At 44.7% G+C, this 18,644-nt stretch carries 14 protein-coding genes and 1 pseudogene; 6 read left to right on the top strand and 9 right to left on the bottom strand.

What is annotated here, in order from left to right:
* Positions 1 to 37 precede the first annotated feature (37 nt).
* Positions 38 to 1,647 (top strand): annotated as a pseudogene (locus HUW51_RS13785) (M81 family metallopeptidase).
* 116 nt (positions 1,648 to 1,763) lie between these two features.
* On the opposite strand, the gene HUW51_RS13780 reads toward HUW51_RS13785, so the two are convergent.
* Positions 1,764 to 2,177 carry an STAS/SEC14 domain-containing protein gene (locus HUW51_RS13780; protein ID WP_185270221.1) on the bottom strand — a complete coding sequence of 138 codons (414 nt, stop codon included), beginning with the start codon at positions 2,175 to 2,177 and terminating at the stop codon, positions 1,764 to 1,766.
* Between the two features lie 151 nt (positions 2,178 to 2,328).
* On the opposite strand from HUW51_RS13780, the gene HUW51_RS13775 reads away from it, so the two are divergent.
* Complete coding sequence (locus tag HUW51_RS13775) at positions 2,329 to 2,724, top strand: hypothetical protein (RefSeq protein ID WP_185270220.1); 396 nt, start codon at positions 2,329 to 2,331, stop codon at positions 2,722 to 2,724.
* Positions 2,725 to 2,946: 222 nt separating this feature from the next.
* On the top strand, positions 2,947 to 4,002 hold the full coding sequence (locus HUW51_RS13770; protein WP_185270219.1) for a nucleoside hydrolase: 1,056 nt from the start codon (positions 2,947 to 2,949) through the stop codon (positions 4,000 to 4,002).
* Between the two features lie 131 nt (positions 4,003 to 4,133).
* Here HUW51_RS13770 and tnpA read toward each other — a convergent pair whose 3' ends face one another.
* Together tnpA and HUW51_RS13760 are read right to left on the bottom strand one after the other, a co-directional pair.
* Positions 4,134 to 4,553, bottom strand: a complete 420-nt coding sequence (gene tnpA, locus HUW51_RS13765) for an IS200/IS605 family transposase (RefSeq protein ID WP_185270218.1) — start codon at positions 4,551 to 4,553, stop codon at positions 4,134 to 4,136.
* Between the two features lie 105 nt (positions 4,554 to 4,658).
* Positions 4,659 to 5,855, bottom strand: a complete 1,197-nt coding sequence (locus HUW51_RS13760) for a multidrug effflux MFS transporter (protein WP_185270217.1) — start codon at positions 5,853 to 5,855, stop codon at positions 4,659 to 4,661.
* 451 nt (positions 5,856 to 6,306) lie between these two features.
* Between HUW51_RS13760 and HUW51_RS13755 the strand changes: the two genes are divergently transcribed.
* A complete protein-coding gene (locus HUW51_RS13755) occupies positions 6,307 to 6,759 on the top strand; it encodes a hypothetical protein (RefSeq protein ID WP_228466620.1) in 453 nt (150 codons plus the stop codon).
* Between the two features lie 108 nt (positions 6,760 to 6,867).
* On the opposite strand, the gene HUW51_RS13750 is transcribed toward HUW51_RS13755, so the two are convergent.
* From HUW51_RS13750 to HUW51_RS13740, 3 genes are all read right to left on the bottom strand, one after another.
* On the bottom strand, positions 6,868 to 7,737 hold the full coding sequence (locus tag HUW51_RS13750) for an SMP-30/gluconolactonase/LRE family protein (RefSeq protein WP_185270216.1): 870 nt from the start codon (positions 7,735 to 7,737) through the stop codon (positions 6,868 to 6,870).
* Between the two features lie 63 nt (positions 7,738 to 7,800).
* Positions 7,801 to 8,937 carry an aldose epimerase family protein gene (locus HUW51_RS13745; RefSeq protein ID WP_185270215.1) on the bottom strand — a complete coding sequence of 379 codons (1,137 nt, stop codon included), beginning with the start codon at positions 8,935 to 8,937 and terminating at the stop codon, positions 7,801 to 7,803.
* 382 nt (positions 8,938 to 9,319) lie between these two features.
* Positions 9,320 to 11,122, bottom strand: a complete 1,803-nt coding sequence (locus tag HUW51_RS13740) for a carbohydrate-binding protein (protein WP_185270214.1) — start codon at positions 11,120 to 11,122, stop codon at positions 9,320 to 9,322.
* A 704-nt stretch (positions 11,123 to 11,826) separates the two neighbouring features.
* Here HUW51_RS13740 and HUW51_RS13735 point away from each other — a divergent pair.
* Complete coding sequence (locus HUW51_RS13735) at positions 11,827 to 12,261, top strand: PRC-barrel domain-containing protein (protein ID WP_185270213.1); 435 nt, start codon at positions 11,827 to 11,829, stop codon at positions 12,259 to 12,261.
* A gap of 181 nt (positions 12,262 to 12,442) precedes the next feature.
* On the opposite strand, the gene HUW51_RS13730 is transcribed toward HUW51_RS13735, so the two are convergent.
* Both HUW51_RS13730 and HUW51_RS13725 read right to left on the bottom strand, forming a co-directional pair.
* Positions 12,443 to 13,786, bottom strand: coding sequence for a Gfo/Idh/MocA family protein (locus HUW51_RS13730; RefSeq protein ID WP_185270212.1), 1,344 nt, complete (start codon positions 13,784 to 13,786; stop codon positions 12,443 to 12,445).
* Positions 13,787 to 14,088: 302 nt separating this feature from the next.
* Positions 14,089 to 15,117: an alcohol dehydrogenase catalytic domain-containing protein gene (locus HUW51_RS13725; protein ID WP_185270211.1), complete on the bottom strand. Its 1,029-nt coding sequence runs from the start codon at positions 15,115 to 15,117 to the stop codon at positions 14,089 to 14,091.
* Positions 15,118 to 15,265: 148 nt separating this feature from the next.
* Here HUW51_RS13725 and HUW51_RS13720 point away from each other — a divergent pair, with 148 nt between their 5' ends.
* Entirely contained in the window at positions 15,266 to 16,954 is a 1,689-nt protein-coding gene (locus HUW51_RS13720) for an FAD-dependent oxidoreductase (protein ID WP_185270210.1), read from the top strand.
* Between the two features lie 643 nt (positions 16,955 to 17,597).
* On the opposite strand, the gene HUW51_RS13715 is transcribed toward HUW51_RS13720, so the two are convergent.
* Positions 17,598 to 18,584 (bottom strand): aldo/keto reductase, encoded by a 987-nt coding sequence (locus HUW51_RS13715; RefSeq protein ID WP_185270209.1) that lies wholly within the window; start codon positions 18,582 to 18,584, stop codon positions 17,598 to 17,600.
* Between the last annotated feature and the right edge of the window lie 60 nt (positions 18,585 to 18,644).

Here is an 18,644-nt window from a genome sequence, read left to right as displayed (position 1 = left end):
AACGCTATAAATCTGCCGGGTACTTAGAAAATTATCTATGAAACTACTGCTTTGCTTTATTTTTTCTATCAGCCTGGTTTTAACTACGGCTATTTCCTCGGTGCTGGAAGAAATTCGAACAACAACTTCCGCATCCAACCAACCATCAACTTACCAGACAAAGGCTTTGCCCCGCATTGCCATTGCCGGTTTGGGCATTGAGTCGAGTACTTTTTCGCCGGCGCTTACCACCGAAGAAGCTTTTCATGCGCGCTACGGCACCGATGTTTTTACACCTTATCCTTTCTTTGCCACCGATTCGGTATTACGTAAAAAAGCAACCTGGCTGCCCAGTTTAGTGGGGAAATCGTTGCCCGGCGGCGCGGTAACCCGCGAGGCTTACGAATCTTTAGTAAAGCAAACGTTGGATTTTTTAAAAAAGAACGGACCTTACGATGGCTTATTCTACGATATCCACGGAGCCATGAGTGTGGTGGGGCTCGACGATCCGGAAGGTGATTTTATTACCCGCATCCGGCAAGTAATCGGCACCAAACCCGTAATTTCTACTTGTATGGATTTACACGGTAACGTTTCCTGGCGGCTGGCCCAAAACACCGATTTAATTACCTGCTACCGCATGGCTCCCCACGAAGATGCCATGCAATCAAAAAGACGGGCCGTGCAAAATTTACTCACCCGCCTGGAAAGTGGCAAGGGCAAACCGGCCTATAAAGCTTGGATTCCGGTGCCTATTTTACTACCAGGCGAAAAAACCAGCACCCGCATTGAGCCCGGCAAAAGCGTTTACCAGGCCGTTGCCCCGGCCACCGTTCAGCCCGGCATTATTGATGCGGCCATCTGGATTGGCTACGCCTGGGCCGACGAACCCCGCAACCACGGCGTAGTAATGGTTACCGGCGACGATAAAACCAAAGTAACCCAAACGGCCGAAAAACTGGCGAAAAGTTTCTGGGATGCCCGTAAACAGTTTGCCTTTGTGGCCCCTACCGGTACGTTGCAAGAATGCCTGGATAAAGCCTTTCCAGCGACAAACATCCTTTCTTTATCAGCGATTCCGGCGATAACCCCACCGCCGGCGGCGCCGGCGACGTAACCTGGACCATAACCCAAATACTAGCCCGACCAGAATTTAAAACCGAAAACGGCCCTTCGTTAATTTACGCGTCTATTCCGGGACCCGAGTTGGTACAAAAAGCCGTAGAAGTGGGGGTAGGTGGCAAAATAAGCGCTACTGCCGGCGCCCAGGTAGATGCTCGTTTTGCGCCGCCGGTAAAACTAACCGGTACCGTTACCGCCATTGAACACGGCGATAAAAACGCCGAAACTGAAGTTGTCGTAAAAGTGGGTAACGTACACGTAATTGTTACCAAAAAACGGAAACCCTACCACAAAGAAGCTGATTTTACCCGTTTGGGCCTAAACCCGCGTAAAGCCGATATTGTGGTGGTTAAAATTGGTTACCTGGAGCCGGAACTCTACGCCATGCGTGCCGATTGGCTAATGGCCTTAACCGTGGGCGGTGTTGACCAAAACCTGGAAGGATTAACTTACAAAAGAATTAAACGCCCCATGTTCCCGTTCGATAAAGATATGAAAGACCCCGACCTGACGGCAAAACTGGTACCCGCTTCGGATAAGCTGTAACCCGCAATAGAAAAGGCAGCAAATAGAAATTTTTAAAAAATTTTATTTGCTGCCTTTTCTATCATTTATTGTTTGTACCGGAAATGCTTTTATCGAACGCACGTTAAATTAAAACCTTAACTGCGCAACGAAAACCGCCGCAACCAATCTTCGGCCTTTATTATGTCGTTAAAAACCTTGGCCCGAAAAGATTTTAGGTTAGCTTTAAAAGTTGATGCCGTGGAGTCGGCAAACGATTCGGGGGTAGATACCAGGGCAAAATATTTTAAACCTGCCCGCGAAGCCCGGGGCGCCCATTCGTTTATCACCCACTCCAGCGAATGGTCCCACCCCCCTAAAATCTGACTGGTATCGTTTAACACACAATGCAACTTTGCGTCGGCCATGGTTTGGGTATAAGCCAGAACACCGGTCTTAATATTGTCTTCGGTTAAGTAGCCCGTCCAATTTACCGATACCCATTTATTTTTATGGTCTACCTCAATGGTTAGAAAAACCCGGCCGAATGCATTCTTAAGTTCTTGTTTCATCTAGGGTATTCTGGGTAAATAGCTTGCATCAATAAAAATTACCTTAAATATGCTGTAAGTTCCTCCTAAAAACCAATTAGTAAATTACTATTTAATTATCATAATATTTACTCCGTTAAAAACACCATTTTTTCTAAAATTCTACTGAATAATGCATAAATTATTTCTTTTTGATCCGCACATTAACATCTCTTATAACACGGTAACGGATATTTTGTACGCCGATTGGACGGGCAACCAAACCAAGGAAAGCGTAATAGATGGTTGCGAAAAAATCTTGTACTATCTGCAAAAAGAAAAATGCAAAAAAGTATTAAACGATAACACCCGGGTTTCCAGCATTTGGTCCGATGCGGCGGAGTGGGTAGCCGTGGATTGGTTTCCGCGCATGCACCAAGCCGGTTGCAGCTTTTTTGCCTGGGTTTACTCGCCCAATACCTACAGCCGCCTTTCTACCGACGCTACTTTAAGTTTTAACATTCGCGATGTAATGGCCATTACCTTCGACAGTTTTGAAAACGCCGAATCGTGGCTAAAAGCGGTTTAAGTTTTTTTAAAAAAGCTTATTAATCAACACTTTAAATACACCAAAATTATTTACCAGATGCTATTTGTGGATTAGTACGAATCATAAAGTATGGTTAAACCTGATTTATCCGGCTCAAGATTTTGGATACCAGCATTAAAAGCGTTTTCTTCTCTCTTTCATTTTATTTTAGTTTCAGTATCTTACCAAGTCTTTTACCTGTTCAGCACCTACAATTACGCTATGAAGAAAACGAAACTTCCCTTTCTACTTTTATTTTGCGGCAGTCTTTTCTGGGCCGGCTGTCAATCAAAAACAACCGATACGACCAATACTACCGATTCATCAACTAAAACAGCGGACGCCGTTCAGAAAAAACCTTTAAAAATTATTCTGGATAGCGATATCGGGCAGGATTGCGACGATGCCGCCGCCATGGCTTTACTGCACCAGTTTGCCGATAAAGGCGAAGTAGAAATACTGGCTACCATGTTCCCGATGCAGGACCCCATGGGCGCACCGGCCCTGGATGTAATTAACACGTATTACGGCCGCCCCGATATACCCATTGGCACCTACAAAGGAAATTTTAAATATTTGGGCGAGTTGTGGGACCATTACAATACCAAGCTGGCCAAAAATTTTCCGCACGATTTAAAATCCGGCAAAGACGCCCCGGACGCGGTTAGCTTATACCGGCAAATTTTAGCTAAGCAAGCAGATACCAGCGTGGTAATTGTAGCGGTTGGCCCGGAACGCTTACTCGCCGATTTGTTAAAAACCGGTCCGGATAGTTACAGCAATTTAAGTGGCCCTGATTTGGTGAAGCAAAAAGTAAAAATGCTGACGGTAATGGGCGCCGGTTTCCAGAAAGGCCACGAGTGGAATATTAAAATTTCGCCGGATGCCTCTAAACTGGTGGCCGAAACCTGGCCTACGCCTATCGTTTACAGCGGCTTCGAAATAGGCGAAGCCATCCGTACCGGCAACCGTTTACTCACCGAAGCTCCTAAAAATAGCCCCGTCCGGGCTTCGTTCGAAAACCATCCTTTCGTAGACTCTACCACCCACGACCGCCAGAGTTGGGACCAAACGGCCGTGCTGTACGCAGTGCGTGGCCTGCAAAATAACTGGAAACTGGAAAGCAATGGCTACAATTTTATAGATGAAACCGGCAAAAACGAATGGCGCCAGGATACCGATAAAAATCACAGTTATTTACTTTTAAACCGGCCTGCCGCCGAAGTAGCCCGAGAAATTGAAGATTTAATGGTAGCGCCCCCCATTAAAATCCACTAGCTGAAGCTAGTGGCAATTCAGGGAGAGATTTATTTTAAAAATAATCCAATTCTGCATCATTTACTCCCTGAATTGCCTCCATCTTCAGATGGAGGATTTATATGCATTGCCGCTATCTTTAGATAGCGGCTTCAAAAACCATACAAGCGTTTAAAATCTTCTTGCTCTTCTTGGTAAGATTTTAACTGATGATGGGCTTCCTGATTTTTGATATACTCCCGCACCTTGTTTACCATTGATTCGCTGACGGATACTGCAAAATATTCATCCTGCCATTCAAATTTAGCGAGGCAAAGATTATTCTGATTAATCCAAAAAGCAGATTCGCCTTTGATGAGCTGCATCACTTTAGCTACATTTTGATTCAACCCCAAGGAAACCAAACAATGGACATGATCGATATGGCCATTGATAAAGTCAATGTAAATACCCTTTTCTTGGGCGTTTTCTCTGATATGCCGAAATATCTGGGTCCTGATTTCTTTTGTTAAGTAGGGCTCCCGGTTTTTAGTAGACCATACAAAATGAATCCAAACTTTTATATAAGGCATAGGCTAATAATTTATTTTAAAATAATCTAATCCTGCATCCTACACTGCCTAAATTACCTCCATCTTTAGATGGAGGTTCTATTGATAGCGGCAATGCTTCTGCCGTTAATTTTTATACTTCAAACAGAGAAAAGCCAGTAAGGTGCAGCCCCCCATCATACCAATCATAGGATAGGCGGTGTGATTATGCAGCAAACTGAGCAAGGAAGTAATTAAAAAGGCCGACAAATAACTCATAGAACCTACAAGCGCCGAAGCCGAGCCGTTGTAAGCCGGAACTGCCGCCAAATACAAAGCCGTGGCATTGGGCAAAATAAGCCCCAACATACTCAGGAACAAAAGCAAAACGCCTACCAACGCAATTAGTGGACCTTGATAAAAAATAATGAAAAAGCCCGCTAGCCCGGCCAGCATCTGAACGATAATCCCGAACCGGGTAATGCTTTTTACCGGGAAACGCTTGAGTAAAAAAGTATTGCCAATGCCCGCCAGAATAATGCCCAGGGCCAGACCCGAAAACATAAAACCGTATTGCTTTTTACTTAAATGGTACAGTTGGGTAAACACAAACGGCGAGGCCGTAACAAACGAAAAAGCCGCACTGTTGCTGATAGCCCGCACCAAAGCGTAATTCACAAATGCCGGACTTATAATAGCTTGCCTGTACCCCAACCGGATAGTGGACCAGTGCAAACCTTTATTTTCGGCGGGTGTTTTGCCGGGAGGTAAAATAGTGTAACACCCAAGCAACGCCACCCCCGAAATTAGCGCCATAATCAAAAACAGGTATTTCCAGGTAGCCGCCTCGGCCAAAAAACCGCCAATCATGGGTGCCAGTATTGGCGAAATGCCCATAATAATTTGGAGTAAGGTAAAAACATGCGCTGCTTTTTTGTCGCCGTATAAATCATTCACCAGAGCCCGCGCAATAACCTGGCAGGCACTTCCGGCCAATCCCTGCAAAAAGCGCCAGATTAAGAAAGAGGTAAAGTTGCCCGTAAGTACGCTTGCCGTAGCGCATAAGATATATACCAGCAAGCCAGCTTTTAAAGGCCTCATCCGGCCCCACACATCCGATAAAGGACCCAGAAATAATTGCCCGAAAGCCATTCCGAAAAGAAAAATCGTAACCGAATTTTCCATGCGTACCATCGGCACATTAAAATACCGAGCCATTACCGGAAAAGCCGGCAAATACATATCAATGGATATGGAGCCTATGGCCGTAAGAATGCCTAAGGTCAGAATAATTAACAGGGTATATCTGCTGGTTGTGCTGGGAGCAGTTGCTTGGTATAACAAAATAATATTTTTAAAAAACCAGAAAATACAAACCTGCTATTACGGCTCAGGCAATAATTCTGATTTACCAGTTCTATTAAATTTTAAGAATTATAGTAACCAAAATCGTAATTACCAGCGGGCTGTTCTTTTTGCTTATTATCTGGAGAATGTCTATTTATCAGGCCGCCCAAAATAACCTTAACAGGTTAATGGTTAAGCCATTTCACTCGGTTATGAATTTAAAATTATTCTTAAACGCTCCTGTTTGCATTATTTAAGAAAAATTTTAAATTTATAGAATTACAACCTTTCTTATTAATAACTAAGTAGTTGCAAAAAATAAGTGTTTTTTAAAAGCATTTATTTTTAAGCTGCCTTCCCGACCGAGCTCATCCAGTTTTAGAAATCTTTTTGCACCCGTTGAATAAAAAGCAATTAAACTATTTATCCACTAAATTTAAAACAACCCATGAAAGCACTATTACTTCCGCTGGCTGTAGCCACTTTATTAATGGGATTTATGCCGGGCCAGGCGCATAGTCAAAGCAAGCAACCACCGCGCATTTCCGCCGCTCCGGGTGATTCGGTTTGGGTGATTGTGAATTACGTAAAGGCTGATAAACGTGCTCAATACGAACGTTTTGTGCACGAAATTTTCTGGCCGGGAGCTAATAAATTAAGCAAAGACGAACAAAAAGTTTTTCGCCAAACCCGCATTTTACATCCTACCGCCGCCGAGCCGGATGGTACCTACGCCTACTTTTTTATTATGGACCCGGTAATAAGGAAAGGTAATTACGACATTGAAAATTTACTGGTTAAAATGTTTGGCGAAACCACCGCCAGGGAACATTTTAAATTATTTACGGATGCTTTAGCCAACGATGGCAAACAATACCAATTAGTACAATCGCGGCATTAACTATTAAAAATGATGAAGGCCTTTAAAAGCTCTGGCGCGCAAGCAGCTTTTAAAGGCCTTCAGTAAAAAATTAAAAAAAGGAAGCAAGATTTTCCTTGCTATAAACCTTTACTTTTTAACTTCATAAGCCACTACTTTATTCGCGAAAAAAGTAGGTACTAACAATAAATTTTGCTCGGGAATATATTCAATATCGGCGGCATTTACTTTTTCGGCTTTGGTATCGAGCAGTTTGGTTACCTGGCCAGCCGCCGTAACGTAGTTGATTTCGCCGTTCCAGTTGGAAATTATAAAATCTTTACCGTACGGAATAATGCCATCTCCGCCGATTAAGCCTTCGGCAATTTTGCGCAGTTCTTTGGTATTTTTGTTTACTTCGTAAAAAATGCCGGCAGTCATATCAATCATGTAAAATTTGTTCTGGTGCGCCAGCAAACCGTTCGGTTTTTGGAAATGGTCTTTTTCCAGCCATACTTCGGCCTGGTTGTTATTAAGACGGTACACCCGTTTTTTATCTGAATCCGACACATACACCACGCCTTGCGCATCCACGGTAATATCGTTTAACATGCCGGCATCTTTTACCGGAATGGTACGCACCAGTTTGGCCGTTTTAACATCAATTACCACTACCTTAGTTAAATCGGCTACGTACAAAAGCCCTTTCGATAAACCCAAACCTTTCGGCGAATCCATTCCACCTACTACCCACTCTACTTTCTCGATTTTGCCGTTTAAAGCAATCCGGGCGATAGAACCATTGCCATCGGCGTTGCCCGCCGGGTTGTTAATGTTAGAAGCATAAAGCACCTTGTTGGCTTTGTCGTACAACACCGATTCCGGTTCTTTTAGAGTAGCGGGGGTCTCCCATTTTTTAACCAGGCTTACGGTTTGCGCCACCGCCAGATTGCTTATTTGCGTAAAACCCAACAACAAAGCGCCCATTAAACAAGATTTTACCAAGTGATTTTTGTTCATAGTATTTGGTAATTAGGGGTTATCAAAAATTTAAAAAGTTTAAAAATTCACTATTTTAAACAACTACTTAACCGATAATTTATACACGGTAGTAGATTGGTACGTTTCGCCGGGCCGGAGCGTGGTACTCGGGAAATTTGGGTGGTTCGGCGAATCCGGGAAATGCTGCGTTTCGAGGCACAAGCCAAAGCGTTTGGTATACGGCACGCCTTCTACCCCCTGAATTTTGCCGTTTAAATGATTGGCGGTATAAATTTGCACGCCTGGCTCGGTAGTATACATTTCTATGAAGCGGCCGCTTTGGGGCTCGTACACGGTAGCGCCTAATTTTAATTTTTTAGATTGATCGGTAAAAACCCAGCAATGGTCGTAGCCGTGGCCGTATTTAATTTGCGTATGGGTGGTGTCGTTGATGCGGTTGCCAATAACAGTAGGTTTGGTAAAATCAAAAGGCGTTCCGGCCACCGGCTTTAACTCACCCGTTGGTATTTGAGAAGCATCAGTCGGCAAAAATTGATCGGCTTTTATCTGGAGTTGTTGATTTAAAACATCACGTTTCATGCCGCTTAAATTAAAATAAGCGTGGTTGGTCAGGTTGATTATGGTTGGTTTATCGGTGGTGGCTTTAAAATCAATGCGCAGGGCATTATCTTTTTGCAGGGTGTAGGTTACATCTACGTTTAATGTGCCAGGGTAACCTTCTTCGCCGTCCGGGGAGGTGTAATGCAATTTTAAGGCGGGTTCGATTCCGTTTACCGGGGTAGCCGCCCATAATTTTTTATCGAAACCTATTTTGCCGCCGTGCATGTGGTTGCCGCTGCCATTGGTGGTTAAGGTGTATTCTTTGCCATCCAGGGTAATTTTACCTTTGGCAATGCGGTTGCCGTAACGACCAATAATGGGCCCAAACGCTGGCGTTCCTTTTACATAATCTGCGAAGGTTGGCACGCCCAGGGTAATATTTTCCTGCTTGCCTTTTTTGTCGGGAGCCGTCCAGGTTACAATGTAGCCGCCATAGTTGGTGATTTTTACTGCCATGCCCGCCGCATTAGTAAGCGTAAACAAATGCGCTTCCCGCCCGTCCGGCATCTTCCCGAAAACCGTTTGGGTAATGCCCGCTTTTTGTTTTTCCGGTAGCGGGTTAGTAAAGCTAATAAACAGAACGCAACACAAGCAAAGCAACAAGCCACCGGTTTTCATAGCGCAAGTTTTAGATAAAGACCGGGTAATATACTAATTTTTTATTAAGGATAAAGAAAGTGTTATTTCCGGAAGAAATTTAAATTATTAAGCAATTAACGTGTGTTCCAGCTAAGAAAAGAATCAAATAAAAAGAAAGCTTCCTTATTCTATTTCCGTCATCCCGGAAGAATTTAAAGAATTTCAGAGGGATTTGATCCATTATCTGCTAGTTAGATTCTTCCGGGATGACGAAAATAGACTGCAAAATTTGAGATTAAGCGTTTTTTTATTGGTTGTTTAAATAAGTTAATGCTTTTCTTTAATTAAGTTACATTATTGATTGGTTGCGTAATTTAAGTAGTCTGCTTCTTGACTGTGAATCTGCGAGCCAGGGATTTAATTATTCTACTACAAGCACATTGGTAATGGTCTGAGCGGCAACATGGTCTTCCCAACTCCATACCAGATTGTTCTTGGCATCAAATTCTACGGCGTGCGGCCCGGTGCCCTCATTACCATCGCCGAGCCAATTGGCTATAAGAATATTATTGTTACCCGGCACAACGCTATAACCGGAGAACTTTCTTAATCTGGCATTGGGATGATCGACCATTCCGCCCCAATACTTAACTATGGTGCCGGTTGGGCTGAGTTGTAGTAACTTGTTATCATCCTTACCCGCCTCGTATAAGTCTTCCACCGGCCCCATTGTAGCTCTAGTATCGCCGTTTTTTAAGCGGTTGGCTACGTAGCCTTTACCGCCATATAGCAACTGTTGCCATACAATAGCTCCGGTTGCATTTACCTCAAATACTTTAAACTTTTTATTACCGTTAGTATCGCCAGTAATCAGAGTATTACCGTTCGTTAACCGTCTGGCCAAACGGAAGGTGGTAATATTATTAATCGTAACCCGGGCAACTTCCTTACCTGCGTTGTTTACTTCCGATAATACTACTTTAGCAGGCGTGTTTCCGGAGGCTGCCCTTGACCAACCCAGCAGGGTATTGCCATTAGCTAAACGCTGCGCCGTAGAAACACCCGTGTAAGTGCTTACCGACCAGCCTTTAGCGCCCGTGGTACGGTCGTATTCAGCGGCTCCGTTGCCGTGGCTCACCAGTATCTTATTGTTAGCCACCAATTGCAGGTCGCGCGAACCATCCGGAATCGGAACGGTCCAATTTTTAGAAGGATCTTTCTGATTTAGGAAAAGAAGCTTACTAAATCCGTTATCAACCAGGTACAGCAGGTGTTTGAAGCTACCGCTACTATAATTTAGGTTATCCAGGTTTGGCCCATTATAACCAATAGTGGTTAATCGTACTTTGTTTTCTCCCGCCATTAAATACACCGATGTAGCAGAAAGAGACCATTGGGCCCAACCACCGGTGGGGACAAATGCCAGATTGGAGGCAACAGTTTCTCCATTTACCTCTAGTTTTAAGGGCCGGTTCGTAGTTCCGCCATTTGCATACCTAAACTGAAACATGAAGGAACCCGCTGTAGTAGCATTAACTGTCCATTCAATGTAATCGCCGGAAGCTTGCACGTAATCGGCAAAACCAGTGCCGGTGTAACCCTCCTGATTATTGCTTTCGACGGCCCCGTTTAAAACCGCTTTTTCCGCTTCGAGTGTTCCTGTTTGCGCCAGGTTGGCTTCTATTACCAGATGATCGATGTTTGGTCCGTTAGAACCAGTGGCGGTTAGTCTTATTTTGTTGGCTCCTACTCTTAAATCAGCATTGGCCGAAGCTATGGACCAGGTGGCCCAACCGCCAGTTGGGGTGAAATCTTGTTTAGCCGCAACGGTTAATCCATTTACCTGTAACAGGAGTGGCCGGTTGGTGGTTCCGCCATTGGCATACCGGAACTTTAGCGAATAAGAAGTAGCCACCGTAGTATTTACGGTCCATTCAATAAAATCAGTGGTGGCATTTACGTAATCGGCATAACCCGTGCCGGTATAACCCGATTGGTTTTTGGCCACTACCACCCCGCTTAAAATAGCTTGTTCGGCTTCGTAAGTATTAAGGGTAGTAAGATCGGAGCTTAACGAGTACTTACTAGTTTCGGGCACGTAGGAGAAATCTTTATCGCAACCCAAGAGCAGCAGCGTAGTTGCTGTTAGAATAAAAGAAATAAGCAGATTGGATTTAGTGCGAAAGTAATTTAAAAAGATCGAGTAGTTTTTTAGGGGTTCCATATTACTTTAATTTTAAAAATTAAAAATTATGTTGAGGATCTGAAAAACAGTAACTTGTTTACCATACAGGTAAGCCAAGGGGCGGTATCTGACGCTAAAAACTCGATCACACTAGACAAACTTAGTGCTCAGTAGATTTGGGAAGATGGTACGTGTATTTTGTTTGGAACTAAACGGTTTCAATAATTATAGCTGGCAGCAGGTAAATCTTTATAATGCCTTACACTACGTGTAAATGGCGATGTTTCTTTGCCTTACAGCATTAAACTCGCAAAAGCTCCCTCATTTTTGTTAATCCTTTATGAATTGAAATAGGAAATGGTAATCAGGTCCAAAGTAGCTTATTTCGGGTTAAGAATACCTTATTCAGCCTTCACGCATAAGGAAGCAATAAGCTATAAATTAATAATTTAGAACTACAAAATCAAGTAGAACCAGCTGCCTGCTTTAAGTAAAATATGATTAATTACTCATCCCGGATGAAGATTTCGGGTATCCTGTTTCTCTTTATAGGATAGATTTTGAAGTGCCCGCGATCATGCAGCTAACCTGCCACTAGAGGAAAGTTTAAGCTACTTAAAACAGCCGGTTTTATTCCTTATTTTTGGAGTTAAGTCGTTAAAAATTCAACCTAATGTACTTCAGGTTAGTATACTATTGTATTCTAATACCTTCGGGTTCGCGCCCATTTAAAATACACGACTATGAATGAAAATGATTTAATGCAGGATAATTTAACCGGTCAGAATCAGGAAGGAGGCAACGCCAACTGGCCCGTCCGGATTTTAACAGCCACTTCTATAATCGGGGATCAGGTAGATAATCCGCAAGGAGACAACCTCGGAAAAATTAAAGACATTATGCTGGATATTCACAAGGGTAATATTACCTACGTGGTGCTGGAACAATCCGGTATTCTGGGAATCAACGAAAAGTTATTTGCGGTGCCTTTCCAGGCCTTACAACTCGATCAGGCCAATCAGAAGTTTGTTCTGAATGCCTCAAAAGAGCAATTTGAACAAGCCCCCGGCTTCGATAAAGATCACTGGCCCGGCACCAACAGCCACGAATACTACTCGGGAGTGGGTTCTTACTGGGGCAATTTTTTAGGCCCGAATAGTGGTGCCGCCTTTACCTAAACTGTTTTTAAATAAAAATAGAATCCTGGAAATCTAAAAATTTAAAAAATTTAAAATTTTAGACCCAATCATTAATTGAATGGAGGTACCAAGCAGTACTATAAAACAGAAAAAGGCCGGTTAAAAGTAAGCAATAGGGTTTACTTTTAACCGGCCTTTTTTCAAGCTCAGTTGCTACAGGCTACACTAATTTAGGTTCCCAACCGGGTTCGTATTCCCGGCGCCACAAAGCCATGGCTTCTTTATCGTTTACAATGTGGCCGTTTTTGGGGTCGCAGTTTAATACCCGGCCGGTGCGCTGGGCAATGTTACCGAGTTGGCACAACAACACACTTTTATGCCCAATTTCAATGTCGCCGTTCGGGCGCTTGTTGTTGCGTACGCTGTCGAGGAAGTTGTTAATGTGGTAGGCATCCAGTTTATCGCCCGGACCGGCCGGATCGGTGGTGTTGGTTTTGGCTTCGTCCTGCACTTTTTTTACCACCTTGTTATCCATGTTGTAAATGGTATAATCGTTGTCGCCGGTGGTTACAATCGTGCCTTTGTCGCCGTAAAAAATAGCACCGCGGGGGCTACCTTCTACGGGATAATTGTTGCAACTACGACCTTCCCAGGTCATGGCTATGCCGCCGGGAAATTCCATATTAATTACTTGCGTATCGGGCGTTTCCCAGTCGTCTTGGTAAGCGTAGCGCCCGCCGAAAGAAGTTACCCGAGTGGGGTACTCTACCCCTAAACCCCAACGCATCACGTCAATCTCGTGGGTACCATTGTTTAAAGCTTCGCCGGTGCCCCAGTTCCAGAACCAATGCCAGTTGTAATGAATTAAATTATCCTGGTACGGTTTGCGCGGAGCGGGTCCCTGCCAAAGTTCGTAGTCGAGATTAGTGGGTACGGGCACCTGCTTGCCTTTGCCGATGGGTTTGCGGTTGTTGGTGTACCAGCCTTTCGCGAAATACGCTTTGCCAATAGCGCCGGATTTTAGCTCTTCCATGCACTCCATGATACGCGGCCAGGAGCGCCGCTGGTTGCCCATTTGCACAATGCGATCGTATTTGCGGGCGGCTTCTACCAGCAACTCGCCTTCGTAAGGGTTATGGCTGCAGGGTTTCTCGACGTACACGTGTTTGCCGGCCTGACAAGCCAAAATAGCAGCCGGCGCGTGCCAGTGGTCCGGAGTGGCAATGTATACGCCATCCAGGTTTTTATCATTTAATATAGTGCGGAAATCTTTAACGCCTTTTGGTTTCTTTTTGCTGATATTCTCTAAGCCCGCAATGGTTTTGGCCATAGCCGTGGCATCTACGTCGCAGACGTACACTACTTCGCAACCCACTTGCCGGGCAAAGTTTTTGGTCATGCCATTGCCGCGGCCGTTCACGCCCACAAAGCCCATCCGTACCCGGTCGTTGGCCCCCATAATGCTGGCGTAGCTCTTAGCGCTCATCCCGAAGGCTAAACCTACTGAGCCTAAACCTGCTTTCTTTATAAATTCCCGCCGGGAGTTATTGTTACTGTTTATCATTGCTTCTCTAAATTAAAAATTAGAAATTATGAATTAGAAATGAGAAAATGCCACTTCCACTCCTTTTTGAATCATTTTTTTTAAAAAATTCAATTAAGGAGATTGTAAAATGCAGAACCTCAAAATTCTATTATTTAAAATCAGCATGATTAATCGGCTAAATTCACTTAAAAAAATAACCGAAATACTGATTCTATTAAATATTACCAATGTGCAGTTTACAAATTTTCGGTGGCAATTGCATGCATTCCCGGCCAGAAGTTTTCGCTGATACTGAGGTACTCCCGAGCAGAAAGCAACGCTTACTCCGCAACCTGTACCACCACTTTGCCCACGGTTTTACCCCTTTGGAACAAGTGGATGGCCTGGTGCATGGCATTAAAATCAAATACGTGCCCGATATGCTGGGGCGTTAATTGCAGACTTTGCAGTTTTTGCAGGAGTTGGTGCATCAGGTCGGTTTGCTCGTAGAGGTAAATTAAATTAAAACCCATCAGGGATTTATTTTGGGTTGGTAAGCGTAGCGGATCTATTTTGGGGCGCTGTAGAAATTTCCAGAAAAGCTGCGGATAGTTAGGCCGGGCACTGTGGCTGGAGAAACTCGCGTTGCCGTATACCACCATGCGCCCCATAGGGGCCAAAGTGTTCCAGCCTTGCTGCAAGATTTTACCGCCTATGCATTCCATAATCAGGAGCAACGGCCGCTTGCCTAAGGTAAATTTCAGTTTTTTTAAAAAATTCTTATCCCGAAAAATAATGGCATCGTAGTTTTCTTTCTCTTTTAAGAATTGTACCTTATCTACTTGCCCCACGGTTCCAATGGTATAAGCGCCAACTTTTTTACAGATGCGGTTCGCCAAAATTCCAACCCCGCCCGCCGCACTGTGAATGAGTACCGTAGTATTGGGTTGTAAATTGCCCAAATCCAGCAAAGCATAATAGGCCGTGAGGCCCTGCACCAGAAAACCGGCTCCCTCGGCAAAGCTCCAGCCTTCGGGCAGCGGCACCACGTACCGGTAATGGCTATTCAGGTGCGACGCGTACCCACCGAACTTGGTTACGCCCATTACTTTATCGCCCACCTGCCAGTTGGTTACCGCCTCTCCCACCGCTATTATTTCACCAGAATATTCTAAACCCGGCACAAAAGAACCTTTGGGCGTAGCGCTGTACAATCCTTGCATGGCAAAAACATCGGCAAAGTTTAACCCAATCGCTTTTACCGCCACGCACACTTCGTCGGCTTTCGGCGAAGCCAAGGCTTCGGTTTGCAGTTTTAAATGATTGATAGACCCCGCTTGGGGCATGCGATATACCTGGCGTTGTATCATGCAGTACAGAATAAATTTTTAAAATTTTTAAATTATACTCTAATTAGAAGCGCCGGATAATATTAAATTTAAAACTTTAACCTTTCCGGAAAAAATTAGGGAATATTACCGGTTTAGATCTATTCTTTTTTTTCTAAATAAACGAGGCATGAAAACCCAAAAATGGCTGGCGGCCTGGCTGCTGATTGGTTTTAGTTTATTTTCCTGCGCCGGTCGCTCCGGTAAAAGCATTTCCGGTAACTCAGAGAATGAGTTGAAAGCCGATATTATCGTGTACGGGGGTACTTCTTCGGCAGTAGCGGCAGCGGTGCAAGCTACCCGGTTGGGCAAAAGCGTGATTGTGGTTTCGCCGGACAAGCATTTAGGCGGATTGGCGGCCGGTGGTTTAGGCTTTACCGATACCGGCAAAAAAGAAGTAATTGGCGGCATTGCCCGCGAATTTTACCAACGCATTTACCGGCATTACCAGCAACCCGAGGCTTGGGCCTGGCAGAAAAAAGAAGAGTACGGCAATAAAGGCCAGGGCACGCCCGCCATGGACGGCGCCGACCGCACCATGTGGATTTTTGAACCGCACGCGGCCGAAGCCGTTTTCGAGGATTTTGTAAAAGAAAATAAAATACCCGTTTACCGCGACGAATGGCTCGACCGGGAAAACGGCTTGGTTAAGCAAAATGGTAAAATTACTTCCATCAAAACGCTGAGCGGAAAAACGTACCAAGGTAAAATATTTATTGATGCTACCTACGAAGGCGATTTAATGGCTACAGCGGGTGTGAGTTACCACGTGGGCCGCGAAGCCAACTCGGTCTACGGCGAACAATACAACGGCATCCAGACCGGCGTGTTGCACCACGATCATTATTTTAAGAAAAACATCGACCCGTATAAAATTCCGGGTAACCCGGCAAGTGGTTTGTTGCCGTTAATATCACCGGATAGTCCGGGCGAAAAAGGGCAGGGCGATAACAAAGTGCAGGCTTATAATTTCCGGATGTGCTTGAGTAATCACCCGGATAACCGGGTTCCCTTTCCTAAACCCGACAACTACGACCCGGCGCAGTACGAATTGCTGGTGCGGGTTTTTGACTCCGGTTGGCGGGAATTGTTTCAAAAATTCGACCCGATTCCAAACCGCAAAACCGACACCAACAACCACGGCCCGGTCAGTACGGATTACATCGGCATGAACTACGACTACCCCGAAGCCAGCTACGAACGCCGCCGGGAAATAATTAAAGCCCACGAAAATTACCAGAAAGGCTTACTCTACTTTATGGCCACCGACCCAAGAATTCCGGCCGATTTGCAAAAAGAATTGAATACCTGGGGTTTGGCCAAGGATGAGTTTAAAGATAACGGCAACTGGCCGCACCAAATTTACGTGCGCGAAGCCCGCCGCATGATAAGCGACTACGTGATGACAGAAAACGAAACCATGGGTAAAAAGCCGGTAAATAACCCTGTGGGCATGGGTTCTTATTCTTTGGATTCGCACAACATCCAACGTTACGTAAAACCCGACGGCTACGTGCAAAACGAAGGCGACATTGGCGTACATTTAAAAGAGCCTTACCAGATTGGCTACGGCGCTATTGTCCCGAAAAAGCAGGAATGCCAGAACTTACTGGTGCCGGTTTGTTTATCCAGTTCGCACATTGCTTACGGCTCTATCCGTATGGAACCAGTTTTCATGATTCTGGGCCAAAGTGCCACCACCGCGGCTGCGCAGGCCATTGATAAAAAACAAGCAGTACAGGATGTGGATTATACGGTGCTTAAAGCGCGGTTAATGCAGGATAAACAGGTTTTGGCTAAGCCCGGTTCTAATTTTTAATTTTTTTAAATTTTAGCAATTGTATGACTTGGGTAAAGAATTTTATTTAACTGGCGCAATTTTGAAAACTTGGGCCCACTTATAAGTTAAAGTCTCTGACTTTACTCCGGCTAAAAGCCGGAACCCGCATCTGCTTTACGAAGCTGCTAAAGCTATTATAATAGTATTATAGGCTAGTTCTACCGTACTTACTTAGAAACTTTTTAAGTTTCTATGCTTTGGTGCTATCTAACTCGTAAGCTTTAAGTTTTGCCTCGTGGCCGGCGGGCCTCGTTTGGTTCTTTCGGGCGGTCTAAGCTTCCTTTCCTCGACTCCGTCTGCGGAATGTGGCTTTGCCACACCGGAACCTTAGAAGGCCCTCTAGAGCCAAACTGGAGTCTTTGCTTGTAGTTACTGTTTTATTTTAGGCAACTATTTTTTAAAATTTTTCCTATCCCGCTAGTGCGAGCTTGCAGCTCGTACTTTTAATTCGCAATAAACTATCATCAACTTAAGTCAGAAGTACTTGCTTTAGGTTTTTAACTGCTTCCATCTAGTTATAGACTAAGTACCTGACAAATACTAAATCAGGCTATAATCCTTTATATCAATAAACCATCATATCATTAAATTTCTCAAGCTTTAAAACCTGAACAACCAACAACTACCTACCATCCCGGTCTACCATTTTCTCGCTGGCTGCGTCGTAGCGGTTGCCGGTGTTGGGGTATTGGGCTAGTAATGCCTCGATTTGCTGCAGGTTTTGATTGGTTAATTTTACGTCAACGCTGCCGGCGTTGTCGGTTAGTTTGCCGCGTTTTTTGGTGCCCGGTATGGGGATAATGTTTTCGCCTTGCGCCAGTACCCAGGCTAGAGCCAATTGCGCGGGGGAGCAACCAATCTGGTAAGCTAAATCGGCGAAGGCAGCGGCTAGTTTTTGGTTGTTGTCCTGGTACTCTTGCTGGTAGCGCGGCAGCTTTTTACGGAAGTCCGTATCGGGTAATTCGCTTAAGTTTAAGGTATTTGTCATTAAACCCCGGGCCAGTGGGCTAAAAGGCACAAAGGTGATCCCTAACTCTTTACAGGCGGGTAATACATTATTCTCTACGTCGCGGGTTAGCAAAGAATATTCGCTTTGCACGGCACTGATCGGGTGTACCGCGTGGGCTTTTTTGATTGAACTTACCGATGCTTCGGATAAACCTAAATAACGCACCTTGCCTTCTTTTACCAGTTCGGCCATAGCGCCTACCATCTCTTCCACGGGCACGTTCGGGTCGATGCGGTGGGCGTAGTACAAGTCAATGGTATCGATTTTTAATCGTTTTAAACTGGCTTCTACGGCATGCCGCATGTATGCCGGTGAACCGTTAAAAATCATATTGCCGCTGGCATCCTGGGTAAAACCAAACTTGGTGGCAATAAAAATCTTATCCCGGTTAGGGACCAACACCTTCGAGATTAATTCCTCGTTTTTACCGCTGCCGTACACATCGGCGGTATCCCAAAAGTTAATACCTAAGTCCAGGGCGTGGTGCAGCGTGGCAACGGACTCTACATCGTCGGGCACCCCGTACGCGTGGCTCATACTCATGCAACCCAGCCCAATGGCCGATAGCTGCTCATTATTTCCTAATTTCCGGTATTGCATTGTTGTAATTTTTTAATTTTTTAAAATTTTGGTGGGCTTCGCATTTGTCTACTCACCCTT

This window comes from Adhaeribacter swui (genome assembly GCF_014217805.1).
Classification (GTDB): Bacteria; Bacteroidota; Bacteroidia; order Cytophagales; family Hymenobacteraceae; genus Adhaeribacter; species Adhaeribacter swui.
This window is presented reverse-complemented; position numbering and strand designations above follow the sequence as displayed.